We start from the raw sequence: 22,207 nt of genomic DNA on the forward strand, positions 1-22,207 counted from the left end.
ATGCGATGCGCAGGCCGCGCGATGGCTTTCACGCGGCACCAATTTCACATACGCTATGTATGTCGGAGCTATTCACATACGTCGCGTATGTCAATGCGCCGCACGAGGCAGGTGTCGGTAGGGAGAGCGCATGGCCAGGCGAACGCGCGCCGAGATGCTGGACGAGACGCGGCGAAAGCTGCTGGCTTCGGCCCGTGCGGCCTTTGCGGCGAAGGGGTTCCACGAGACGTCGATGGACGATCTCACGTCGGCGGTCGGCCTGACCCGCGGCGCGCTCTACCACCATTTCGGGGACAAGACGGGCCTCTTCGCGGCCGTGGTCGATCAGATCGACGCCGAGATGGCGCAGCGCGCACGCAGCCTCGCCGCGGCCGAGGACACGTTGTGGCGCGCCCTTCTCGCGGAAGGCGGGGCCTATATCGAGATGGCCCTCGATGCGGAGGTGCAGCGCATCGTCCTGCGCGACGGCCCCGCGGTGCTGGGCGACCCGGCCCGTTGGCCCAGCCAGAACCGCTGCCTCGACGCGACCCGCGAGGCGGTCACGCAGCTTCTCTCCGAGGGGGTGCTGCGGGCGGTGGATATCGAGGCCGCCTCGCGCCTCCTGAACGGCGCCGCGCTCAATGCGGCCCTCTGGATCGCGTCCTGCGACGACCCGGCGGCGGTGCTGCCGAAAGCGCAGGAGGCGTTCCGGATGCTCGCGGAAGGCCTGCTCGCCGAGACCGTCCGCGAAGCCGGCGCGTGATCCGGGCCGCTCGCGGGGACGCGCGCCGGTGCCCGCCTCGGTTGCGACGGGACGCCAGTAGGTGCCGGGCGGATCAGGAGCATGCCGACGAAGACGATCGCCCCCGGTGCATTTCACCCGTGCTCCGTGCCCGGAAGGCCCCGGCAAGGAGCGCGATCCCGGCGAAACACGTCACCGCCGGCCCGGCGCCGAAACCCGCATTCACCAATCCGAAGAGCGGCGCACCCGCGGTCTGCCCGACGGCGATGGTCAGGAAGCCGACCATGAGCCCGGTCGCGGGACGGTCCGGCAGGGCATGCGTGCCCCAGACGAGGTAAACACCGGTCAGCATTACATAGGCCGCGCCGAACACGGCCCCGCCGACCAGCGTCGGGACGGAACCGAGGCCGAAGCCGACCATCGGGATGCTGGCCGCCATCAGGCCCAGGAACGCCCAGTGCACGCGGTCGAGACCGAACCGGCCGACGAGCGTTCCGGCGAGGCCCCCGGAGATCCCGCCGAGGCCGATGCAGGTCCACAGAAGGCCGGTTCCGGTCGGCCCCCAGCCCATCCGCTCGGAGACGAGCTGGCCGCCGAAGGACCAGAGCGCCGTGCTCGCCGCCCCCATCAGGAAGGACGCGCAGATCAGGCGCACCACCGGACCGTTCATCGGGGGCAGCCCGCCCGCGCGATTGCCGCCACGAGAGGCGGGGAGCGAGATCGCGGACGCGATGGCGAGGATGAGCGCAACGGCGGCGAAAGCGCCGAAGGCCAGCCGCCACTGCCCCGTGATGGCGAGGGCAATCGGCCCAGAAAGCGCCACGCCAGCGCTCACCCCGGCATTGATCACGGTATTGGTGAGGTCCTGGCGTCCCTCCTGCACGGCGGCGGCCACGGCGGCGGCCATGGGCGGAGAGGCGAGACCCGTACTCGACCCGGCCACCACCACGGCGCAGGCGAGGATCAGGGGCGACGGTGCGAGCGCGATGCCGGCCATGCCGATGGCGGCGACGAGGGCCGCGCCCACCGCGACCGCCCGCGCGCCGAGCCGTTCGGTCAGGATGGCCGACGCGACGATGGCGACGCAGTAACCGGCGAAGGAGCCGCCGGAGATGAGGCCGCTGATCGACGGGCCGAGGCCGAGCTCGCCGTCGATCTGCGGCAGGAACAGGCCGAAGGCGAAGCGGGCGAAGCCGTAGCAGACCGCGATGAGGGCGAAGCCCGTGGCGCCGATGCGAAGGGCGGGGCTCATGTCCGCGCCCTCTCCATCAGGATCCCCGCGGCCGCCCGCGCGGCGGAGACGGCCTCCGCGCCGCGATAGACCGCCGCGTGGGTCGCGCCCTCGAAGAGGACCAGCACCTGTTCGGCAAGCCCCGGATCGTCGTGCCCGAGATCGGCGGAGACGACCTCCGTCACCCGCTGGTGGAAGGCAGTCTTGTGCGCCGCCACCGCCTCCGCGATCTCGGGCGTGTCGCCGCCCGTCTCGGCGCGCGAACGCAGGAACAGGCAGCCCCGCGCGCCCTCCACCCGCACCCAGTCCTCGAGCGCGGCGAAGAGCGCGTCGACCGTCCGAACCTCGAGCCGGGCCATGAAGCGCCGGTCCCGCTCGGTCAGGACGCGCGCCATGAGCTCGGCCTTGCTGCCCGCGTGCTTGTAGAGCGTGCGGCTCGACATCCCCGCGGCCTGCGTCAGTCGGTCCATGCCCGTCGCCATGTAGCCGTGCCGGTCGAAGAGCCGCTCCGCGGCGGCGGTGAGTTTGCTGGTCATGTCCATGGTGAGTCTCCTTCATCCATGAACGGGAATGTAAAACGATCGTTTTACATTGCAAGCCCCCAGGATCGATTGGGCCGGATCGCGCATCGTCGACCTCGCGGGATGGGTGGGGCCGCGCGACGGTCTTTAGGCTCGGAAGCATGGCACCGGGAGGCCGCGCGGGATCCGGGCGGGGCTGGGCATACCGCCGACTCGGCCGCGTCGATGGGGGTTTCGTCGGGCCGCAGCCCTATCCGGGGCTTTCCTGCCGCGTGACACGGGCCTGCATCTCGTCGAGCGCGTCCGCGTTCCTCCGCCCCCAGTCGTAGACCAGATCGACGAGGTCGACGAAGCGATGGCCGAGCGGGGTCAGTTCGTAGCGGACGGCCGGGGGGACGGCGCTCTCGACATGGCGCACGATCAATCCGGCGGCTTCCATCTCACGCAGGGTCTGGACGAGCATCTTCTTCGAGATGCCGGGGAGGCTGCGCTGCAGGACCCCGGTGCGCGCCTGTCCCCCGTGCAGGGCGTGCAGCGTGTGCAGGATCATGCTCGTCCACTTCGTCGAGAAGATCTCGAGCACCCGTCGCGGCGCGCAATCCTCGCGCCATTCCCGTTCGTCGCTCCCCGACCGCATGGTTACCACCTGGTGCCTACGTCCCAATCCGGTGCCGTCTAGCGCAGGATCGCCCGCGGGCCTAGGTCGGATGCGACACGCAACGGAGAGAACGACATGACACATCGCGCATTGGTGGTCGGCGTCACCGGCATCCAGGGCCGCGCCCTCGCGGACAGGCTCGCAGCCGAGGGGTGGGAGGTCCACGGCCTCGCCCGCACCCCGAAGGAGCAGACCGGGGTGCGCCCGGTGGCGGCCGACCTGCTGGACCCCGACGCCCTGGGCACGGCCCTGCAGGGGATAGACCCCACCCACGTCTTCCTGACGACCTGGCTCAGGATGGACACCGAGGCGGAGAACATCCGCGTCAATTCGGAGATGCTGCGCAACCTCTTCGACGCCCTGCGCCCCGCGGGATCGGTCGAGCATGTCGCGCTGGCGACGGGGCTCAAGCATTACCTCGGCCCCTTCGAGGCCTACGGCAAGGGCGAGCTGCCGAAGACGCCGTTCCGCGAGGATCAGGGCCGGCTCGACGTGAAGAACTTCTACTACGCGCAGGAGGACGAGCTCTTCGCCGCCGCCGAACGGGACGGCTTCACGTGGAGCGTTCACCGGCCGCACACGGTCATCGGACAGGCCGTGGGCAATGCGATGAACATGGGCCAGACGCTCGCCGTCCATGCCACGATCTGCCGCGAGACGGGGCGGCCCTTCCGGTTCCCCGGATCGCAGGTGCAATGGGATGCGCTGACCGACATGACCGATGCGCGGCAACTCGCGGCGCAGATGGCTTGGGCCGCCCTGAGCGAAGAGGCGCGGAACGAGGACTTCAACGTGGTCAACGGCGACGTCTTCCGCTGGAGCTGGATGTGGGGCCGCATCGCGGAGTGGTTCGGGATCGAGGCGGAAGAGTTCGACGGCATCGAGCGACCGCTCGAGGAGCAGATGGCCGGCGACGCAAAGACTTGGGCCGAGATCGCCGACCGCCACGGCCTCGTCGAGCGCGACCTCGACCGTCTCGCCTCGCCCTGGCACACGGATGCCGATCTGGGCCGCCCGATCGAGGTGGTGACCGACATGTCCAAGAGCCGCAAGCGCGGCTTTACCGGCTATGTCGCGACGGACGAGGCGTTCTTCGACCTCTTCGACCGATTGCGGGCCGACGGGATCCTTCCCGGGGCGTGACGCCAAGTGGCGAGGGGCGCCGCGAGATGCCGCCGCCCCCTACCCGCGTCCCTCGCGACGGAGTGACACGGGCCTGCGATCGGCAGAGGGGCGCGGCAGCGGGCTCCAGTGCCGATCGAGGCGCCTGGCGCCATCGATCCGGTCGATCACGACGAGCGGCCCTGCCCCGGCATCATGCGCCGCAACACGTCGGTCCGGAACCAGAAATGCTCGGCGAGCGCGCCCACGACGTGCAGCGCCGCCACGATCATGAGGGCCGTCCAGCCCCATTTGTGCAGGGTCGCGACGGTCTCGGAACCCGTGAACCACGCCGCGGCGCCTGCGATAGGCATGGCGAAGAGTAGCGCGTAGAGCGCGGCGTGGGTGAGGCGTGCGAGGCTCGACGCCCAGCCCGGCTCACCCGACCGGTGCGCGGGACGTCCATGCGTCTGCCGATCCCAGAGCCGAAGGGCGATCGCGAGGAAGATGAGGCCGCCGAGGATCATGTGCGTGTAGCCGAGGATCAGGGTCGCCCCGGTCGCGGACTTGCCCTCGTTCGAGGCGTCGAAGAGCGGGCCCATCCATTCGCTGTCGAAGAATTGCGCGATGAGCAGGACGACGATCAGCCAGTGGAGCGTGATGTTGAGGTGGGTCCAGCGGTCGTGCCGGGCGGTGGGCGCCACGGTCGTGTCGGTATCGGTCATGTCGGGTCCCTTTCGATCCCGGGGTGAAGAAGATTGGTGATGGCGTCGGAGGGCGATGGATCGGGCATCATGCGGAACGCCCGGCCCGGCGGTCGGTCGCGGCGTCCGTTTCCTTCCGCACCCGCTTGCCGAAGGTCGCGACGCGGTAGAGATAACCGATGACGAGAGCGGCGACGATGATGTCCGAGACCGGGTTCACCCAGGCGGAGACCTTCTCGTACTGGCCCTCCAGCAGGTATCCGGCGAACGTCAGGAACGCCGTCCAGAGCGCCGTGCCGACGGCCGAATAGACCAGCATCCGGCCCAGCGACATTCCGGAGATGCCCGCGGGGACCGAGATCAGCGTTCGCACGCCCGGGACGAGTCGTCCGATCAGGACGGCCTTCCCGCCATGCCGGTCGAACCAGCGATCCGCGGCCGCGACGTCGCCGGGAGTCATGGTGAGCAACCGGCCGTATCGCCCGGCCCAGCGCTGCAACCGCTCCGTTCCGACCCAGCGGCCGATGTAGAACCACAGCAGCGCACCCGCGAGCGAACCGATGGTTCCCGCCACGATCGCCCCCCAGAGCGAGATCGCCCCCTGCGCGGCGGTGAAACCCGCGAGCGGCATGATGAGCTCGGACGGGATCGGCGGAAAGACGTTCTCGGCGAACATCAGGAAGGCGATGCCGGGATAGCCCCACTGCCCGACCAGGGATGCGATCCAGTTGAACATGCGTGCCCCTCGAAACCAGATGGCGGGATTCGCAATACGGCCCCGCATGGAGCCCGTGTCGATGACGAACCTGACGGCTCGCTGACGCCGGCATCGATTTCATCAAAAATCTGCACGCTTGGCCCGCAGGGAAAATGGCGGCGGGGCAAGAGTACGAACCGGATCGAGGCGGTCCCCGCGCGGCGATGTCAGGGACAGGCGGCGTCTGCCGCAGGCGGCCGCACTGCGATGCGGCTCTCCCGGATGAGGGCCTCCGTCGTTACGCGCCGGCGGTGAGAATGGGGGTTAGGGTGGCTCCGTTCGTATGGGCCCGGGCATGTCGGGCGGGGCGTTCCCGTCGATCCCGTTGCGACAGAACTCGATGAACGCTCGCAATGCCGGGGAACCGAAGCGGCTGGGATAGTAGAGCCTCGGGCCATCCATGCGCTGCCAGAGATCGGGCAGGACCGGCACGAGCGAACCGGTGGCGAAGTCCGCCCGAAGCCAGTTGTGGAAGGCGCCGATGATGCCGATCCCCGCCCGGGCATAGGCGCGGCCCGTGTCGAGCGCATCCACGCTCAGAACGAGGCGCGTGACGGGCTCGACGGTGATCGTCCGCGCACCGTCGCGCAAGGTCCACGGCAGGAAGGGGCCGCCGGGCAGGCGGTAGCGGATGGCATCGTGCCGGGCGAGGTCGGCCGGCGCTCGCGGGGTCCCGTGCGCCTCGAGATAGCCCGGTGCCGCGGCGAGGGCGATCTGCTGCGTTCGCGGACCGATTGGGATGGAGACCATGTCCTTCGCGACCACATCGCCGTAGCGGATCCCCGCATCGCAGCCCGCCGCGACGATATCGACGAGGCGGTTTTCCACGACGATCTCGGTCTCGACCTCGGGGTGACGCGAATGGAACGCGGCGAGGAGCCTCGGCAGGATGTCGGGCATCACCGCTCCGGGGACGTTCAGTTTCAGGCGCCCGCGGACACGGCCCGCCGCACCGGCGGTCTCGGCACAGGCCGCGTCGAGCCCCGCCAGATGGGGCGCGATGCGCTCCGCCAGCGCCTCGCCCGCCTCAGTCATCCTCACGCTGCGCGTGGTCCGAATGAGGAGCGGCAGCCCGAGCGACGCCTCGATCCGCGAGATGGTCGTGCTGACCTTGGACGGCGCCAGACCGAGCTGTCGGGACGCCGCGCGGAAACCGCCCTCCCGGACGACCGTGAGAAAGACGGACAGATCGTCGTGGGAAACACTGTTCTTCATGGAGAACACGGTATTCGCGGAACCGCGTCTTATCAATCTTCCGGAGAACAGTAGCTGGTCGATGACACTGACCGCCGCGCCGATCCGGCCCGGCATCTCATGGAGGAACGACCATGTTCATCGTCACCGGAGCCAACGGCCATCTCGGCCGCGACATCGTCCGGCATCTCTCGACCCGTGTGCCAGCGGGAGAGATCGCTGCCAGCGTCCGCGATCGGGACAGGGCGGTCGACCTCGCGGATCTCGGCGTCGAGATCCGTCACGGCGATTTCGCCGAGCCGGAAACCCTTGGAGGCGCGTTCGCCGGGGCGACGCAGGTCCTGATCGTGTCGGCCGACAAGCTCGGCGACGAAGCTCTGGCCCTGCACCGCGCCGCCATCGACGCGGCCGTGGCGGCCGGCGCGCATCGCATCCTCTATACTAGCCACATGGGCGCGCGGTCGGATTCGCCCTTCGCCCCGGCGGCGCAGCATTGGGGCACCGAACGCGACCTCGACAACTGTGGCGTGCCTTTCACGGCCCTCCGCCACGGGTTCTACGCCGAGAGCTGCCTGCACCTGATCGGCGACGGGCTGAGAAGCGGCGAGCTAAGGGTGCCCGAGGACGGCCCGGTGAGTTGGACGTCGCGCGCGGACCTCGCCGAGGCGGATGCGGCGATCCTCGCTTCCGACGGACGCTGGGACAGCATCACCCTGCCCCTGACCGCGACCGAGGCGGTGACGATGGCCGAGATCGCGGCGATGGCGTCAGAGGTGATCGGGCATGAGGTCCGCTACATTGTCATCTCGGACGAGGAGTGGGTGAGCGAAAGGATAGCGGGCGGCATGCCGGCCATCTACGCCGAGATGCTCGTCGGCACATTCCGCGCCGCGCGCCGGGGAGACTTCGCCCAAGTGGATCGGGCGCTTGCAGGGTTGCTGGGGCGCGCGCCGGCCACGATGCGCGACGTCATCGCCGCGACGGTATCCTGATCGCATAGCGTCGTTCGTCGGACCGAGAGCGGGATGACCTTCGCTGTCGAAGCGTGCGATCGGCGGGCAGCTTCCCTGTTCCCAATGGCTTACAAAGTGTTCAAACGGCCCGAAGGTTCGGCACCGGCAGAGAGGGTTCCACGCTCGGGCCCTCGTGGCCGGGCGCGAGTTGACAGATTCGTGAAAAGCGGGGAGCCTCGGAGCGACGCTGCGTAAAGCGCGAGACTTACGGGGAGATCCGAACCGATGGACAAGCTTGCGAAAAAGTTGGGGCTGAAGACCGACCCCACGATCTTCTTCGTCTCGGCGGGTTTCATGATCGCGTTCGTGCTGGCCCTCGTCGTCGCGCCGGGGCCGATCGAGACCGCCTTCGCGGCAGGGCGGAGCTGGATCGTGACCAATCTCGGCTGGTTCTTCATCATGGGCGTGAATGTCTGGCTGATCTTCCTGTTGTGGATCGCGTTCAGCAAGTTCGGACGGGTCCGGCTCGGCGGGCAGGACGCAAGGCCCGACTATACCAACCTCTCGTGGTTCACGATGCTCTTCGCGGGCGGGATCGGGACCGTCCTGATGTTCTGGGGCGTGGCCGAGCCGATCTACCACTTCTCCGACCCTCCCCTCGCCGGCGTGGAGCCCTATTCCGCCGAGGCCGCGACCGACGCGATGAGTTTCGCACTCTACCATCTGGGTCTGCACACCTGGACGATCTTCGCGCTTCCCGGTCTGGCCTTCGCCTATTTCATCTATCGCTACGATCTTCCCGTCCGGGTCAGCTCGGTCTTCTACCCGCTGATCGGCGACCGGATCTACACGGGTCTCGGCAAGACGATCGACATCATCTCGATCCTCGGCACGCTCTTCGGTGTCGCGGTGTCGATCGGACTTGGGACGCAGCAGATCAATGCCGGTCTGACCGAGTTGCTCGGAGTGTCCGACAGCGTCGGAACCAAGCTCATCATCATCCTGGTGCTGACCACGGTCGCCGTCTCCTCCATCGCCGCGGGGCTCGACAGCGGGGTCAAGCTGCTGTCGAACATCAATATCGGCATGGCGACGGCACTGATGATCTTCGTGCTGGTCACCGGATCGACCGTGTTCCTGCTGCGCGCGATCATCGAGACGGTCGGGATCTACGTGGCGAACATCGTTCCGCTCGCATTCTGGAACGACACCCTGGCCGACTACCGGGGCGAGGACGGCGACTGGGGCTGGCAGGGCAGCTGGACGATCTTCTACTGGGCGTGGACCGTGACGTGGTCGCCCTTCATCGGCATCTTCGTGGCGCGCATATCCAAGGGACGGACGATCCGCGAATTCGTGCTGGGCGTGCTCTTCGCGCCGTCGGCCTTCACGCTGGTCTGGTTCGCGATCTTCGGTTGGTCGGCCATGCAGATCGACGGGATCGGCGAGGAGGCCCGCACCGCGCTCGGCGACCAGGCGGGCAGCCTGTCGCGGGCGGTCGCCGACAGCGTTCCACTGGCCATGTTCGCCTTCTTTGAGAACTTCCCCGCGACCAACCTCATCCAGGGGCTCGCCGTGGTCATCGTCGCGATCTTCTTCGCCACGTCGTCGGATTCCGCGTCGCTGGTGGTCGACATGCTCTGCACCGGCGACGCCGATGCGGGCCCCGTCCGCCAGCGGGTCTTCTGGGGCGTCTCGGAGGGCGCGGTCGCGGCGATGCTGATCGTTCTCGCGGGCGAAGCGGGCCTGACGGCGCTGCAGCAGGTGATCACGGTCGTGGGGCTGCCGATCTTCGCGATGGTTTTCCTGATGATCTTCGCCCTGATCAAGGGGCTGCAATCGGAAGAGATCGAGGTCATTTCGGTCGGCACGGCCCCGGAAACCTCGGAACTGAAGTAGCGGTACCGCATCGAACGGGGTCGCAGCGACATTCGAGGTCCGCGCGGTCGAGATCGCATGCAGCGGTATCGGCGACGCGCCTCGGTCACCGAGCCTGCCGACGCGGACCCCCATGGGCGATCCGGTCTCTGACGTCCACGAACTTCAACCGTCAGGCAGCCGACCGGCCGATCATGGACCGGAACAGGCAAGGTCCGGCCTTCGGCCCTTCCGCGCGGAAAGATCATGCGTCTTCCGTTCGAACTGGACGCCACCGGCCCTATCTGATCCCGCGAGAGCGAAAAGCGTACCGGTCGGGATCGTGGTCACACGTCCATGGCTCGACGGTCGCCCTGCATCGCAAGATCGAAGCATTGGAGATCCCGCCATGGCGACTACCGGCAAGCAATTGTTCACGACGCTGGACGCGGACGGAACGCTCACCGTCGCAATCGAGGACGTGACCTTCCCCGAGCCTGTCGGCAACCAGGTGCTGGTGAAGATGGAGGCGGCGCCGATCAATCCGTCGGATCTCGCCATCCTGGTCGGGGCGGCCGATCTCGAGACCGCGAGCTACACGCCGGGCAAGTTCGTCGCGACCGTGCCCGAGCCCTACAACGCGGGCGCGAAGGCCCGCCACGGGCTCAAGCTGCCCGCCGGGAACGAAGGGGCCGGTACGGTCGTCGCCGCCGGTGAAAGCGACACGGCACAGGCACTGGTGGGGCAGCGGGTCTCCTGCGTCCCGGGCCATGCCTACAGCCAGTACTGCATCGGCGACGCGGCCATGTGCCTGCCATTGGGGGACCATCCGGCCGAGGACGGCGCGAGCGCCTTCGTCAATCCGATGACCGCCCTGGGCTTCGCCGAGACCGCAAGGATGGACGGGGCGGACGCGATCCTCCACACGGTCGGGGCGTCGAACCTCGGCCAGATGCTGACCCGGATCTGCAAGGAAGACGGGATCGGCCTCGTCAACATCGTCCGCAAGGACGATCAGGCCGAATTGCTCGCGGGAATGGGGTCGACCCACGTTGTCAACTCCGCGAGCGACGATTTCCAGCACGCGCTTGCCGCCGCGATCGAGGAGACGGGCGCATTCTACGGCTTCGATCCGATCGGCGGCGGTCGATCCGTCGACACCGCCTTCAAGGCGATGGAGCAGGTGGCGGCGCGCAGGATGACCGCGTACTCGCGGTACGGGTCGAACCAGCCCAAGCGCATGTTCATATACGGACGCCTCAGCACCGATCCGACCATCCTGACGCCGAGCTACGGGTTCGGCTGGACGCTTTCGGGCTGGCTGCTGTTTCCCTTCCTTCAATCGGCCGGGGAAGACGTCGTCGGGCGGATGCGAAACCGCGTTCGGGAAAACCTCACGACCACCTTTGCCAGCTCCTACAAGCGGCGCGTCGATCTCGACCAGATGCTGACCAAGGACGCCCTGACGGAGTACAGCAAGATGAAGACGGGCGAGAAATACCTCGTCACGCCCTGGTCGTGATGCGCGGACCGAGCTGCTGATGGAGCGACGGCCTCGAGCAGTACGGAGCAGCTCGACTCCCGGCCCCGACCGGTCGGCAGCCGCTCTGTTCGAGGCCATTTCGTAGGCGATCGAGAACTAGCTTGCTTCGCCTTGTCTGGCATGCCGGGTCGCCGCGTCGCGGACCATGGAGAGAAACGCGCTGAACCCCGCGGCGGGGTTTCGCCTGCCGGGGTAATAGAGGCTGAAACCGGGGCGTGGCGGAGTCCAGTCTTCCAGCAGGCGGACCATCCGGCCGGCGGCGATATCCTCCGCCACGTCCTGTTCGATGAAGAAGCCGATGCCGGCTCCGTCGAGGACGGCGGCGCGCGCGATCGCGGCCTCGTCGAGGCTCAGGCGACCCCTGGCCTCGATCTGGACGATCTCGCCGTCGCGTTCGAAATGCCAGCGAAAGACCGCCCCGTTGGGCAGGCGGACGCGAAGGCAATCCTCCAGGGGGAGATCGGCCGGGGTGAGCGGCACGGGACGGGCCGCGATCCAGTCCGGCGCAGCCACGACGGCATAGCCCTGCGGCCGGCCCAGTGGGATGGCGATCATGTCGCGCGGCACCAGATCGGCCGGCCGGATCCCGAGGTCGAACCCCTCGGCCACGATGTCGACCAGCCGCCCCTCGGTGACCAGGTCGATCCGCATGTCGGGGAAGCGACGCAGGAAGGTCAAGATCAGCGGCGTGATCTCCCGCCCCGCCTGAACAGAGGCGTTGATCCGCAACAGGCCCGATGGTGTGGATCGCTGGGATTGCGCGGTCTCCATCGCCAAGCGGATTTCCGACAGGGCCGGACCGATGCCATTAACGAACGTCCGCCCGGCATCGCTCAGCGAAACGCTGCGCGTCGTGCGGTTGAAGAGCCGCACGCCGAGAGTGGTCTCGAGACGCGAGATCGCATGGGACAGCGCCGTGGTCGACATGCCGAGATCGAGCGCTGCTGCACGGAACGACCCGAGCCGGGCGATCGCCATCACGGCCTCAAAAGTTTTCAGCCCGGCTTCCATTATCCCGATCCTGTCATCGTCTGATACCGATTTATCCCGATTATCTGCATGGCGGTCCAGTCGTATGTTGCCCCTGACCAAGAACCGAAAGGCCAGCGCAATGCATCTCCCACCTCCGATCCAGACCTATTTCACCGCTCGTGCGCCGCGGGACCGGGACGCGCTCGCCGCGGCCTTCACCCGGGATGCCGTCGTCCATGACGAGGGTCACATCCACCATGGCCCGCAGGCGATCTCCGAGTGGTGGCTCGCCGCGAAGGCGAAGTATCGCCATCACGCAGAGCCAATCGACATGACCGAGGCAGGCGGAAAGACCGTGGTCCGGGCGACTGTCACCGGCGTTTTCCCCGGAAGCCCGGCGGTACTGACCTTCGCCTTCGGGCTGGACGGCGACCACATCACGGATCTGGAGATCGGATGATGTCGGATTTCCTGACCCTCGAGGGCAAGCGCGCCCTCATCACCGGCGGAACGCAGGGCGCGGGCGCGGCGACCGCAGACCTGTTCCGCGACCTGGGCGCCCGGGTCGTGACGGCGGCGCGCAAGCCGCTCGACGGCCCGTCGGACGACCTGTTCGTGGCCGCCGACCTGACCACGCCGGAGGGTTGCGAAACCGTGGCCAGGGCGGTTCAGACCCGGATGGGTGGCGCGGATATCATCGTCCACATGCTGGGCGGCTCGTCGGCGCCCGGCGGGGGCTTCGCAGCCCTAGGCGAGGCGGAATGGCAGGCCGAACTGGCGCTGAACCTCCTGCCCGCCCTGCGCCTCGACCGCGCCCTGGTACCGGGCATGGTCGCGCAGGGCGCGGGGGTGGTTGTCCACGTCACGTCGATCCAACGACTGCTGCCGCTGCCCGAGGCGACCACCGCCTACGCCGCCGCCAAGGCGGCTCTGTCGACCTACAGCAAGAGCCTCTCGAAAGAGATCTCGCCCCACGGCGTCCGCGTGGTGCGCGTGGCCCCCGGCTGGATCGATACCGAAGCCTCGGTCCGCCTGTCGGAACGCGTGGCCGAGGAGGCGGGCACCGACCTCGCCGGAGGGCGACGCATCATCATGGACAGCCTGGGGGGCATCCCGATCGGGCGTCCGTCAAAACCCGTCGAGATAGCGAACCTGATCGCGTTTCTCGCTTCCGACCGCGCAGCCACCATCACCGGGACGGAGTACACCATTGATGGCGGGACCGTGCCGACTGCGTAGGAAGTTGCGGCGCATGATATATCGAGCAACGCAGCAGTGATCTGGAGCGCCCCGCGGACCGAAGGTTTCGGGGCGTCTTTGCCGGGGAACTTCCCAGCAGACGATCCGGGCGACGGCATCCAGACCGCGGCCTTAGTTTGAAGCTTTGCTCCTTCCGGGTCACGGGCGGGACGATGAAGGGCTCCGAAATCAGATCCCGTGCGAAGCGGGTCTCCATCATGGATGCCCGCGTGAAACGTGCATCCCCCTCGGGCCGGATCCGTTCGGTGACACGGCCTTGCTGGCTGGGGACGTCATATCGTCTCGTCAGGATCGGCTGCCGATTTCCCCTGTTCTCTCGATTTCACGCCTTGGAATCGATCCCGCTTTCGTCTTGGCTGCCTCGGGACGTGATCGCATGTCGCAGCAGGCACGATCACCGAAGAATACGTACCGGTCGACCATTGCCGGCCAAGTCGAAGGGCGTCTGCGTGAGGGCATTCTGCATCACACTCGTAGCGGCGGCGCACCCGACGGCATCGCCGCCATGTCGCCTAGCCGCTTTTACCCGGGCGAGCTCGCTCTTCCGCTGGTCGAGATCGTGGCGGCTCTGCCGAGCGGAATCGTGATATCGGTTGGAACGCCGAGTTCCGGCCCTCCGGGCACGTCGTACGAACCAGCGCGCGCCATCTGCCGCCCGACCGCAGACCCTTTCGAGCAGGAGACGATATGAAGTCGATCTATGTCCTCAACGGACCCAACCTCAATCTGCTGGGCAAGCGGCAGCCCGAGATCTACGGCCACGAGACGCTCGAGGATGTGGAACGTCTTTGCGAAGGCGTCGCCACCGACGGCTTCGAGATCCGGGTCCTGCAATCCAACCACGAGGGGCAGATCATCGACTGGATCCACGAGGCCCGCGAGAATGCCTGCGGCATCGTCATCAATCCCGCCGCCTTCACGCATACCTCCGTCGCGATCCTCGATGCGCTCAACACGTTCGACGGGCCGGTGATCGAGGTGCATATCTCGCAGGTCCACAAGCGCGAGTCGTTCCGCCACCATTCCTACGTCTCGCATCGTGCCGACGGGGTGATCGCGGGACTCGGGCTCGAAGGCTACGCGGCGGGGGTACGGCGTATCTGCCAGCTCGTCGATGCGCACCGATGAGGGGGAACGCCCGTTATTGCTGCCTCGGGGGCGCCGGGTGCCGGATCCACGATGTGCCGGGCGCGAGGGATCATCGATTGCTCCACATTGGCCGTCCGGCAGATCGTCGACGCCATCGCCGACTTCGGCACCATCGTGACGGGCGGAAACTCGAGATCGTGCCAGACGGATCCTGCATGAGAACGGTGAATGTCTCCGCGGGCAGCGTCGTTCTCGCCGATCACGGCCCGTTCGACGGCAACGGGATCGCCTCCGCATGACGGGTCTCGTTTCGGGACATACGCGCGTCATCGCGCATCTCGGCGTCCCGACCGGGAGTTTCCGAGCGCCGATGATCTACAACCCCTATTTCGAAGCGAAGGGGATCGATGCGCTCGTCGTGCCGATGGGCTGCGAGGCCGCGGATTATCCCGCCTTCCTCCCGCTCGTGGCGCGGCTCCGGAATTTCGCCGGCGCGCTCGTCACGATGCCCCACAAGATCACGACCGTCGGGCTTCTCGACCAGGCGAGCCCGGCGGTCGAGATCTGCGGCGCCTGCAACGCGGTCAGGCGCGATGCGGAGGGGCGGCTCGTCGGCGACATGTTCGACGGGGAAGGTTTCGCGCGCGGCGTTCTGCGCAAGGGTCGCGAGATCCGCGGCGCGTCGGTGCTCATCGTCGGATCGGGCGGCGTGGGGTCGGCCATCGCGGCCGCACTCGCCCGTGCGGGCGCGGCGCGGATCGGGCTTCACGACATCGATCCTGCCCAGTCGGAAAGGCTGGCCGCACGGCTGACCCGGCACTATCCGGATCTCGAGATCGAGATCGGATCGACGGATCCCACGGCTCGCGACATCGTCGTCAACGCCACCCCTCTCGGCATGAAGGTGGGCGATCCCATGCCCCTCGACGTGGACCGCATACGATCCGAGAGCTTCGTGGGTGAAGTCGTCATGTCCGACGCCGAGACGCCATTCCTCGCCGCCGCCCGTGCGCGGGGCTGCGTCACGCAGGAGGGAACGGACATGCTCTTCGAACAGATCCCGGCCTATCTCGAATTCTTCGAGCTGCCATCGACCACCCCCGAGGAACTACGCCGCCTGGCCCGCCTCCGCGTCTGAGGGGCCTCCGCAGGGGCCTGCGCGTGACCCGACCAGAGGCCGCGTTAAGGGAGGTTCGGCGATAGAAAGTCGGCCAGGGTAAGGCGCGCCGACCTACCAGTTGATCTGCTCGATCCCGGCGAAGGACACGCTTCCTCCCTCGTCGAACGTGATGATACCTGCGGCATCCTGCGACAAAGTCGCGTTTCCGTCCGACACGCCCGTGACGCTGTGGCCGTCATCGACGAGCACCGTCCAGCCCTCGCCGTCGATCGCGTTCCCGCTCCCATAAACCGGGCCCGAGCCGTCCATGATCCTGACGAGGTCGGTCCAGCCGATATCGCCGTCGACACGGTCGGCGCCCTCGCCCGATCCGATCCAGAACTGGTCCGAGCCGTCTGCGCCCTCCAGGGAATCGTCGCCGCGGCCACCGACGATCGTGTCGTCCCCGTGGCCGCCGAGGATCGTGTCGTTGTCGTCGTCGCCGTGGAGCAGGTCGTCTCCGTATCCCCCCCTGATCATGTCGTGCCCGGCGCCGCCGTGTACCGTGTCGTTGCCGTCCTCATCGGCGAAGGACCCCCCGGAACCGGCGTCGATCACGTCGTTGCCGTTACCGCCGGAGATCGAATCCGCCCCGATCCAGCCGAGGATGGTGTCGTCACCGCCACTTCCGGACAGCGTATCGTCGCCATTGCCGCCATCGACCCGGTCGTTGCCGTCCCCGCCATCGAGCACGTCGTCGCCGAACCAGCCGATCAGCCGGTCGTCCCCTGCCCCCCCGTCGAGCGTGTCGTTGCCGGTATCGCCGTCGAGCGTATCGGCGCCGTCGCCCCCTTCGATGTAATCGTGCCCGCTGCCGCTCCATAGCGAGTCGTCGCCATCGCCCCCGATCAGCGTATCCGCGCCTCCACCACCCTTGATCGTATCCCTGCCGGCCCCGCCGTCGAGCAGGTCATCGCCGCCACGGCCGATCAGCGTATCGTCGTTCGCGCCGCCCCGCGCGGTTCCTCCCGACGCGTGCGTCGTAATGTGGTCCGCTCCCGCGCCGCCGGAGATCTCGAATTCCGAAACGCCGATATCGTCGAAGACGACACTGTCGTCGCCGAGGCTCAGCCATTCCGCCGTATCGTCCGGGGCGCCGGTGATCTTTCTCGTCGACAACAGGCCGAACCGATCCGTCGCGGTCACGTCCAGCGTCAGGGGGACTTTCTCGAAATCGAGGCTCTGTCCGTCGGCAAGGCGTAAAAGGCCCGCCTCGTCGACGAAGACGCGGCTGTCGTCGACCGACCAGCGCAGCGTATCACCCTCATCCGGATCGTCCGCTGAAAGCTGCCCCAAGACTGCGCCGATCGCATTCTCCTCGACCGCCGCGGCGGCGAAAGCGATCTCTCCAGGCGGACGGTTCAGCGCCTCCTCCATCGAGATCTCCGTATCCGAGAAACGCAGGGTCTTGATCCCGCTCAGCGTATCGGTTCCCTCCGGCGCGCCCTCCCGCAGATCGCGGACGATCACCGTTTCGTCCTCGGCCTCTTCGACGGCATAATCGGCCCCAGCGCCATCGTAGACCGCCGTTTCGTGTCCCGTGCCGTCCTCGATCGTGTCGTTGCCCCTCCCGCCCGCGATCGATCCGCCGCCGGTCTCATGGGTGGAGATAACATCGTCGCCATCGCCGCCGGTAACGGACAATTCGGCGATTCCGGCGTCCACAAAACCCACGCCGCCATCCGCGAGCGTGACATGTTCCGCCACATCGGCAACGCCGATCGTGTAGGATTGCGACGTCGTCGATCCGTCACCGGATTTCGCCGTGACGATTACATCGTGAGCGATCGCCGTCTCGGCATCGAGGGGGGACGCGACCCTGATCTCGCCCGTTCGCGGATCAATCGAGAAGCGCCCGCCCGCATCGTCGATCAGGGCGTACACGACCTCGTCCGCGGCATCCGCATCCGTCGCCATCGCGGTTATCCCGGTGGGGCTTCCGATCGCGGCGTCTTCGGCCACGATGTCGGCGGACGGATCGGCGTCCGATTGCTCGGATATCTCCGAATTCGGGGGGGTGAAATCCCGTGGCGGGTCGGCCGGTTCAGGCGTCGGTTCGGATGACGGAGATTCGCCCGCGGGAGATGAGGGCGTTTGAGGAGCAGCCTCTGACTCGAGTCCAAGTTCGAGTTCGGGCGCCGGTTCGGGCTCCGGGTCTGTAACCGGCGAGGATCCTTTGTCCGACGGGATCGGGTCAGGAACCGGGTCGCGTCCATGTTCGGGCCCGGCGGGCGGGACGATCGGATCGGTTCCGGGGCGCGGGGCGGGCTCTGGCTCGACTGGCGGGACGGTCGAATCGGTTCCCGGCTGCGGCGCGGGCTCTGGCTCGGCTTCGGGTTGCGGGTCGATCTCCAACGCCGCATCCGGGATCACGGTGGGCTCCGACGGCTCGGAGGGCGCATCCGCGACCGGCACCGGTTCCTGCCCGGCCAATTCCGGAGAAGCCGTCTCTTCCGGGCCAGGCCGTTCCGGGTCGGACGGATCGTCTCCATCGGACTGCGACGGCTCATCGGACGGTGACGAAGTCCTCGTCGGAGGTTCGATCCGCGACATAACCGGGGCGGAGGGGGCATAGGCGGCTCCGCGACAGGCGCAGTTGAACGCGCGACCGTACCCTCCGCCTCGACGAGCGGAACGTCCGCACGATCGGGCTCGGAGCGCTGTTCAGCCTCGGAGGGAGCGTTGGCAGGTTTGGCCGGTTCTGTTGCACGGAGCGCCTGAAGGCCGCGCTTCCCCTTTTTGTTGCCGATGTCAGCCGACGGGTTGCGTGACGGGGATGCCGAGGGCGGCGAAGCGGTTCGGGATGGCAATGCGGATTTGAAGCTCGGCGGTCTTTCGGTCGAAGGTGAGGCATCGAGCTGCCATCGGTCCGAGGCCGATGCCGAACGGCCATGAGCTTCCGGTCGAGCAGCTTCATGCAGTTCATTTTCGTCTCGGCGCGGCTTCGGCGATGGTATCCACTCCAGCGCCGCCAGATAGTCCGTCCGAAGCGCTTCATGACACGCAGCGCCTCGTTCCTGCATGTCGCTCCGGGGCTGTCTTTCTTCCACGGCCTTGCATTGCGCCGGGGCGGCACGACCGCGTCCGCGCCCCGGTTCGCGATGGCATCGCGGCAGGTGAGCTGGCGCGGCGCCACCGGTTCAAGCCCGCTGGCGAACGGTGTCGTAGGCACCGTCGGCGGTAACGGATGCGATTGGTTCGTCCACAGGGACTTGGCCAAGCAGGTCGGGCAATGAGGAGGAACAGGGATCGATACCCCGACGAATGGCGCATCGCCGACGCCGCTGCCGTCCACTGGCTCTCTCGGACCGGCGGCATTCGACAGTGAACTCTCGACTGCACGGATCTCGAGCGTGCTCTCATCGACGGCGAGGTGGACCTTGCACCAGACCCGCCTGCGCGCTCCACCATGCTTTCGGGCATGCCATTCGCCCTCGCCGCGGACTTTGACGCCATTCGGCATCGTCCTCGGACCGATGGCGGTCGATGCCTCATTGTCTACGAGCAGGTGCAAAGGGTCGCCGCTACCACGGTCAGGCAACTGCACAGCCAAGGTCTTATACCGTCGGCAGAGCGTCGAGACTGAGGAGGATCAGCAAGCCTTCCAGTGGAAGGATCGCCCGACGAAGGGCACCGGCCAGTCGAGGTCTGCCAGCTTCGGAAGGCTCGCGACGAAGCCCGTCGTCTGACGAAGCGGCAGGCCGTCAAGGACCTCAATCGTCAGGCAAGCCTGGATTGCCGCGTCGCCGTAGACCGGTTGGCCGCCACGCTTGCCCGATGGCACCGCGTGCCAAGGCGTCGAAGGGTCGAACCAGACGGTCAACGACCCACGCTCACGCAGCGAGGCATTGTAGGCGGATCAGTTCAGGGTGCGGTAGCGGGTCGGGACGGGCTAAGACATGCCGCCCAGACATGCTGCTGGGCTCGCAATGTGAATCCCAGGCAGGCTTCGTGCAACAAGGCCGTTTCACGGCCATAAGATTACGGCGACGAAAAAAAGACGCTGGGGCATCTGTAGTGACGGGTCGCCACACGCCGCCAGTGCTCCAGACAGACAACCAAGATTTGGATCCGGTTGCGGCGCCGATGTTCACGCCTGTCGTATTGCACCGTCGTATATCGAGATGCTCGGCCGTAGGTATCGTCAACCTGACCGAGCGTTCGAGGCGTCGCGTTCCGTCAACCGACCGATGCGCGACGACGGTACCGTACGATCCAGTGCACGCCGCCTGCGACGATCGCGACAGCAATGAATGGGAGGAGCAAGTGCTCCAGCGACTTGACGCGGCCGAACAGCGCCTCGATCCCCTGTCCAAAGAGGTAGCCCAACGTGACGAAGACCGTCCCCCAGGCGAGCGCCGCAAGACCGTTTATCAAGGCAAAACGCATAGTCGACAGGTCCGTGGTGCCGATGGCGAGAGGGCTGATCGTCCGCAATCCGTAGAGAAAGCGAGAGAGGAAGACGAACGCCGTCGGATGCCGCTCGAAGGTCGCGAGAGCGCGTTGGAACGCCGGCCGGGACCGGACCTTTTGCACGTAGCCCGTATCGCGGTAGCGCCGTCCGATCATGAAGAAGGTCTGGTCGGACGCGAACGAACCCGCCGCGGCCGCAAGGACGGCCGGAAGGTACGCGAACAGTCCCCGGTGAGCCATCATCCCGCCCAGGACCGTCACCGTCTCTCCCTCGAGTGCTGCACCGATCCCCAGGGCCCAGAGACCGTAATCAGAAAGAAACGCTTCCAACTGCATGAGATCGCGTTCCTTAGACTGGCGTAAAATCCGGATAGAGACCGAAAGCCCCGACGGGATCAAGGGACGTCGTCGCGCGAACCGTGGGGTTGGATTCATAATCTGGAATCCGACGAGCAGATCGGGTGCATGCCTGTGAGTTCGTCGATCCTTTACCACACGACGAACTGGCAAGCCCTCATCGCCGCGCCGTGCAAGCGCGGCTCATTGTCGGTCCGGTTCGAGCCCGACATGGTCTGGCACGCGGAGGAGTTCGGCCAGCAAAGACGGCCCGAGAGCTTCCCGGATGCCGTGATCCAGACCTGCCCGACGCTAAAGGTGCCGTTCCACCTTCGCTTCGCCAGATAATCGGATTGATCGAGAGTCTGGATCGGATGGATGGGTTTGGTTGGCCAATGCCGGACTTTTCGGAGTTAAGCCGCCGCCAAGCGCGGGTCGCGGTGGAGAACCCGTAATGCGCCTCCGGCGAGACGTCGACATTCCCGATCAACAGCACCGGCATCGAGTTTCGTAGGTGAGACGAGACTGTGGCTATGGTGGGGCCGCACAAGCCCGACGAATGAGTAGGTCTACATAGTTGCCATAGATGGCGCCCATGACACCCGGAAGTGCCATGCCGCGATCATCAGGCGCAGCGCGGACGCAATCATACCCATACGCTCCGCCCTTGGCCGGATTGAGATCGAGCCCGTCGCCTCAACTCAGCGCAAAAGAGAAGCACGTTTCACGCGGGGATAAGGCGACAGAATTGCATCCGACATCCGCTCTCGGACACGTTCAGCACAGTTTTTACGCAACGTCACAGAACGCCCCATAATCAGGCATCAACCCTGCCCTCTTAGAACGGATCGATCCTGAGGAGGAGGATGCCAGCATGCTCGATCTGCCCCGTCAGCAGCAGGACAAGGCGGTACGCCGAGTTTCGGCGAACATTCAGGCCATCGCAATGGGCTTCGATGATGGCGACCTCGCGATGCTCTACCGGACCCTCGTACGGATACTCGAGGAGGTTTGGAGCGCGGCCCCGGACATTGACGAAAGTTTCGGCGATCTAGACCGCGCCCAAATCCGCCGGGACATTGCCGCCTTTCGCGGCGGCGCCCCTTTGCCCGGCCTAAAGGCGGGGTTCGTCGGGCTCGCGCGCCTCATCCCGATCCTGGGGCCGCGCGACCTCGTCCGGATCGGAACGCTGCTCGAACTACACGCCGACTACACGATCCTGAGCCCGGCCATCCTGTCCCACGAGGCATGGGTCGCCCGCCTTCGACGGGCCGGACGGACGATCCAGTCGAGCGCCCGTCGGCTCGCGGAGGATCCGCTCGCGGATCGCACCGATCTTGAGGCTGAGCTCGCTTTCCTGGCGAACGTCCTGCTCAAGCTGAGCAGCTGACGCCGCGCGTTAAGTTGGATGCTCGTTGAGGAGCAGCCGCTGTTGCCAAAGCGATGAGGACATAGTGGGATCACCCATCAGCAAGGAAGCCGTGCCGTCGACCAAGGTCGAGGCGCGATTCGAAACTATCGCTTACGCCAATTGCGATTAGGTCTGAGGCTGCACGCACCCGAGGATGCTCTAAGTATCGTGACCTGAGCCCCGACTCTCCTCCAGCTATCAGGAGAGTCCGTGGGTTGATTTTTGGGGCTACGCGGCGTGCATTGCCAGTCCCTTCTGCGCCACGAACTCCGCCGGCGGGATATTCCCGATGCCGGAATGGGGGCGGTGGTGATTGTAGTCGTGCTG

21 protein-coding genes and 3 pseudogenes are annotated in these 22,207 nt (G+C 66.8%); 13 read left to right on the top strand and 11 right to left on the bottom strand.

Annotated elements, in window-relative coordinates; translation table 11 throughout:
* The first annotated feature begins 130 nt into the window (after positions 1–130).
* Positions 131–742: a TetR/AcrR family transcriptional regulator gene (locus LX81_RS12690; RefSeq protein ID WP_111537701.1), complete on the top strand. Its 612-nt coding sequence runs from the start codon at positions 131–133 to the stop codon at positions 740–742.
* Positions 743–815: 73 nt separating this feature from the next.
* Here the strand turns inward: LX81_RS12690 and LX81_RS12695 are convergent, their stop codons facing one another.
* The 3 genes from LX81_RS12695 to LX81_RS12705 form a co-directional block, all read right to left on the bottom strand.
* Entirely contained in the window at positions 816–1,973 is a 1,158-nt protein-coding gene (locus tag LX81_RS12695) for an MFS transporter (RefSeq protein ID WP_111537702.1), read from the bottom strand.
* Positions 1,970–2,494 (bottom strand): TetR/AcrR family transcriptional regulator, encoded by a 525-nt coding sequence (locus LX81_RS12700; protein WP_111537703.1) that lies wholly within the window; start codon positions 2,492–2,494, stop codon positions 1,970–1,972. Before LX81_RS12700 ends, LX81_RS12695 begins: the two co-directional genes overlap by 4 nt.
* A gap of 229 nt (positions 2,495–2,723) precedes the next feature.
* Complete coding sequence (locus tag LX81_RS12705) at positions 2,724–3,110, bottom strand: winged helix-turn-helix transcriptional regulator (protein WP_111537704.1); 387 nt, start codon at positions 3,108–3,110, stop codon at positions 2,724–2,726.
* A gap of 96 nt (positions 3,111–3,206) precedes the next feature.
* On the opposite strand from LX81_RS12705, the gene LX81_RS12710 reads away from it, so the two are divergent.
* Complete coding sequence (locus LX81_RS12710; RefSeq protein ID WP_111537705.1) at positions 3,207–4,274, top strand: SDR family oxidoreductase; 1,068 nt, start codon at positions 3,207–3,209, stop codon at positions 4,272–4,274.
* 146 nt (positions 4,275–4,420) lie between these two features.
* Here the strand turns inward: LX81_RS12710 and LX81_RS12715 are convergent, their stop codons facing one another.
* From LX81_RS12715 to LX81_RS12725, 3 genes are all read right to left on the bottom strand, one after another.
* Positions 4,421–4,957 carry a cytochrome b gene (locus tag LX81_RS12715; RefSeq protein WP_111537706.1) on the bottom strand — a complete coding sequence of 179 codons (537 nt, stop codon included), beginning with the start codon at positions 4,955–4,957 and terminating at the stop codon, positions 4,421–4,423.
* 67 nt (positions 4,958–5,024) lie between these two features.
* Positions 5,025–5,672, bottom strand: a complete 648-nt coding sequence (locus tag LX81_RS12720) for a DedA family protein (RefSeq protein WP_111537707.1) — start codon at positions 5,670–5,672, stop codon at positions 5,025–5,027.
* A 285-nt stretch (positions 5,673–5,957) separates the two neighbouring features.
* Positions 5,958–6,908, bottom strand: coding sequence for a LysR family transcriptional regulator (locus LX81_RS12725; protein WP_111537727.1), 951 nt, complete (start codon positions 6,906–6,908; stop codon positions 5,958–5,960).
* Between the two features lie 113 nt (positions 6,909–7,021).
* Between LX81_RS12725 and LX81_RS12730 the strand changes: the two genes are divergently transcribed.
* The 3 genes from LX81_RS12730 (at position 7,022) to LX81_RS12740 (ending at position 11,219) form a co-directional block, all read left to right on the top strand.
* Positions 7,022–7,879: an NmrA family NAD(P)-binding protein gene (locus tag LX81_RS12730; protein WP_111537708.1), complete on the top strand. Its 858-nt coding sequence runs from the start codon at positions 7,022–7,024 to the stop codon at positions 7,877–7,879.
* Positions 7,880–8,125: 246 nt separating this feature from the next.
* Positions 8,126–9,739, top strand: coding sequence for a BCCT family transporter (locus LX81_RS12735; protein ID WP_111537709.1), 1,614 nt, complete (start codon positions 8,126–8,128; stop codon positions 9,737–9,739).
* Positions 9,740–10,106: 367 nt separating this feature from the next.
* Positions 10,107–11,219, top strand: coding sequence for a zinc-binding dehydrogenase (locus LX81_RS12740; protein WP_111537710.1), 1,113 nt, complete (start codon positions 10,107–10,109; stop codon positions 11,217–11,219).
* Positions 11,220–11,336: 117 nt separating this feature from the next.
* Here LX81_RS12740 and LX81_RS12745 read toward each other — a convergent pair whose 3' ends face one another.
* Positions 11,337–12,251, bottom strand: a complete 915-nt coding sequence (locus LX81_RS12745; RefSeq protein WP_111537711.1) for a LysR substrate-binding domain-containing protein — start codon at positions 12,249–12,251, stop codon at positions 11,337–11,339.
* A 100-nt stretch (positions 12,252–12,351) separates the two neighbouring features.
* On the opposite strand from LX81_RS12745, the gene LX81_RS12750 reads away from it, so the two are divergent.
* The 5 genes from LX81_RS12750 (at position 12,352) to LX81_RS12765 (ending at position 15,699) form a co-directional block, all read left to right on the top strand.
* Positions 12,352–12,672 carry a nuclear transport factor 2 family protein gene (locus LX81_RS12750; RefSeq protein WP_111537712.1) on the top strand — a complete coding sequence of 107 codons (321 nt, stop codon included), beginning with the start codon at positions 12,352–12,354 and terminating at the stop codon, positions 12,670–12,672.
* A complete protein-coding gene (locus tag LX81_RS12755) occupies positions 12,669–13,451 on the top strand; it encodes an SDR family oxidoreductase (protein ID WP_234822598.1) in 783 nt (260 codons plus the stop codon). The genes LX81_RS12750 and LX81_RS12755 overlap by 4 nt, the downstream gene beginning before the upstream one ends.
* 397 nt (positions 13,452–13,848) lie before the next feature.
* A complete protein-coding gene (locus tag LX81_RS21900; protein WP_146259424.1) occupies positions 13,849–14,163 on the top strand; it encodes a hypothetical protein in 315 nt (104 codons plus the stop codon).
* Positions 14,160–14,600, top strand: coding sequence for a type II 3-dehydroquinate dehydratase (gene aroQ, locus LX81_RS12760; RefSeq protein WP_111537714.1), 441 nt, complete (start codon positions 14,160–14,162; stop codon positions 14,598–14,600). The genes LX81_RS21900 and aroQ overlap by 4 nt, the downstream gene beginning before the upstream one ends.
* Positions 14,601–14,856: 256 nt before the next feature.
* Complete coding sequence (locus LX81_RS12765) at positions 14,857–15,699, top strand: shikimate dehydrogenase family protein (protein ID WP_111537715.1); 843 nt, start codon at positions 14,857–14,859, stop codon at positions 15,697–15,699.
* A gap of 93 nt (positions 15,700–15,792) precedes the next feature.
* On the opposite strand, the gene LX81_RS12770 is transcribed toward LX81_RS12765, so the two are convergent.
* The gene (locus tag LX81_RS12770) at positions 15,793–17,682 is read right to left on the bottom strand and encodes a cadherin domain-containing protein (RefSeq protein WP_170133931.1); all 1,890 of its coding nucleotides are present in this window, start codon (positions 17,680–17,682) and stop codon (positions 15,793–15,795) included.
* A 252-nt stretch (positions 17,683–17,934) separates the two neighbouring features.
* On the opposite strand from LX81_RS12770, the gene LX81_RS22215 reads away from it, so the two are divergent.
* Positions 17,935–18,240, top strand: coding sequence for a hypothetical protein (locus LX81_RS22215; RefSeq protein ID WP_170133932.1), 306 nt, complete (start codon positions 17,935–17,937; stop codon positions 18,238–18,240).
* Between the two features lie 231 nt (positions 18,241–18,471).
* On the opposite strand, the pseudogene LX81_RS23525 reads toward LX81_RS22215, so the two are convergent.
* From LX81_RS23525 to LX81_RS12780, 3 genes and pseudogenes are all read right to left on the bottom strand, one after another.
* Positions 18,472–18,953: pseudogene (locus LX81_RS23525) on the bottom strand (transposase); the annotation flags it as partial.
* Between the two features lie 146 nt (positions 18,954–19,099).
* Positions 19,100–19,612, bottom strand: a pseudogene (locus LX81_RS23530) (transposase); the annotation flags it as partial.
* A 287-nt stretch (positions 19,613–19,899) separates the two neighbouring features.
* A complete protein-coding gene (locus tag LX81_RS12780; protein ID WP_111537717.1) occupies positions 19,900–20,469 on the bottom strand; it encodes a DedA family protein in 570 nt (189 codons plus the stop codon).
* Between the two features lie 231 nt (positions 20,470–20,700).
* On the opposite strand from LX81_RS12780, the pseudogene LX81_RS23325 reads away from it, so the two are divergent.
* Positions 20,701–20,924 (top strand): annotated as a pseudogene (locus tag LX81_RS23325) (transposase).
* Positions 20,925–21,343: 419 nt separating this feature from the next.
* Positions 21,344–21,859 carry a hypothetical protein gene (locus LX81_RS12795; RefSeq protein WP_111537719.1) on the top strand — a complete coding sequence of 172 codons (516 nt, stop codon included), beginning with the start codon at positions 21,344–21,346 and terminating at the stop codon, positions 21,857–21,859.
* Positions 21,860–22,207 lie beyond the last annotated feature (348 nt).

The organism is Palleronia aestuarii (genome assembly GCF_003253995.1).
Taxonomy (GTDB): Bacteria; Pseudomonadota; Alphaproteobacteria; order Rhodobacterales; family Rhodobacteraceae; genus Palleronia; species Palleronia aestuarii.

Bases quoted from the DNA above. Each gene is read 5' to 3' on its own strand.
- LX81_RS12710 (WP_111537705.1), top strand. From the start codon at position 3,207: ATGACACATCGCGCATTGGTGGTCGGCGTCACCGGCATCCAGGGCCGC.
- LX81_RS12755 (WP_234822598.1), top strand. From the start codon at position 12,669: ATGATGTCGGATTTCCTGACCCTCGAGGGCAAGCGCGCCCTCATCACC.
- LX81_RS12750 (WP_111537712.1), top strand. From the start codon at position 12,352: ATGCATCTCCCACCTCCGATCCAGACCTATTTCACCGCTCGTGCGCCG.
- LX81_RS12765 (WP_111537715.1), top strand. From the start codon at position 14,857: ATGACGGGTCTCGTTTCGGGACATACGCGCGTCATCGCGCATCTCGGC.
- LX81_RS12745 (WP_111537711.1), bottom strand. From the start codon at position 12,251: ATGGAAGCCGGGCTGAAAACTTTTGAGGCCGTGATGGCGATCGCCCGG.
- LX81_RS12715 (WP_111537706.1), bottom strand. From the start codon at position 4,957: ATGACCGATACCGACACGACCGTGGCGCCCACCGCCCGGCACGACCGC.
- LX81_RS12795 (WP_111537719.1), top strand. From the start codon at position 21,344: ATGCTCGATCTGCCCCGTCAGCAGCAGGACAAGGCGGTACGCCGAGTT.
- LX81_RS12705 (WP_111537704.1), bottom strand. From the start codon at position 3,110: ATGCGGTCGGGGAGCGACGAACGGGAATGGCGCGAGGATTGCGCGCCG.
- LX81_RS12780 (WP_111537717.1), bottom strand. From the start codon at position 20,469: ATGCAGTTGGAAGCGTTTCTTTCTGATTACGGTCTCTGGGCCCTGGGG.
- LX81_RS12700 (WP_111537703.1), bottom strand. From the start codon at position 2,494: ATGGACATGACCAGCAAACTCACCGCCGCCGCGGAGCGGCTCTTCGAC.
- LX81_RS12695 (WP_111537702.1), bottom strand. From the start codon at position 1,973: ATGAGCCCCGCCCTTCGCATCGGCGCCACGGGCTTCGCCCTCATCGCG.
- LX81_RS12735 (WP_111537709.1), top strand. From the start codon at position 8,126: ATGGACAAGCTTGCGAAAAAGTTGGGGCTGAAGACCGACCCCACGATC.
- LX81_RS12690 (WP_111537701.1), top strand. From the start codon at position 131: ATGGCCAGGCGAACGCGCGCCGAGATGCTGGACGAGACGCGGCGAAAG.
- LX81_RS12720 (WP_111537707.1), bottom strand. From the start codon at position 5,672: ATGTTCAACTGGATCGCATCCCTGGTCGGGCAGTGGGGCTATCCCGGC.
- LX81_RS21900 (WP_146259424.1), top strand. From the start codon at position 13,849: ATGTCGCAGCAGGCACGATCACCGAAGAATACGTACCGGTCGACCATT.
- aroQ (WP_111537714.1), top strand. From the start codon at position 14,160: ATGAAGTCGATCTATGTCCTCAACGGACCCAACCTCAATCTGCTGGGC.
- LX81_RS22215 (WP_170133932.1), top strand. From the start codon at position 17,935: ATGTTCGGGCCCGGCGGGCGGGACGATCGGATCGGTTCCGGGGCGCGG.
- LX81_RS12725 (WP_111537727.1), bottom strand. From the start codon at position 6,908: ATGAAGAACAGTGTTTCCCACGACGATCTGTCCGTCTTTCTCACGGTC.
- LX81_RS12730 (WP_111537708.1), top strand. From the start codon at position 7,022: ATGTTCATCGTCACCGGAGCCAACGGCCATCTCGGCCGCGACATCGTC.
- LX81_RS12740 (WP_111537710.1), top strand. From the start codon at position 10,107: ATGGCGACTACCGGCAAGCAATTGTTCACGACGCTGGACGCGGACGGA.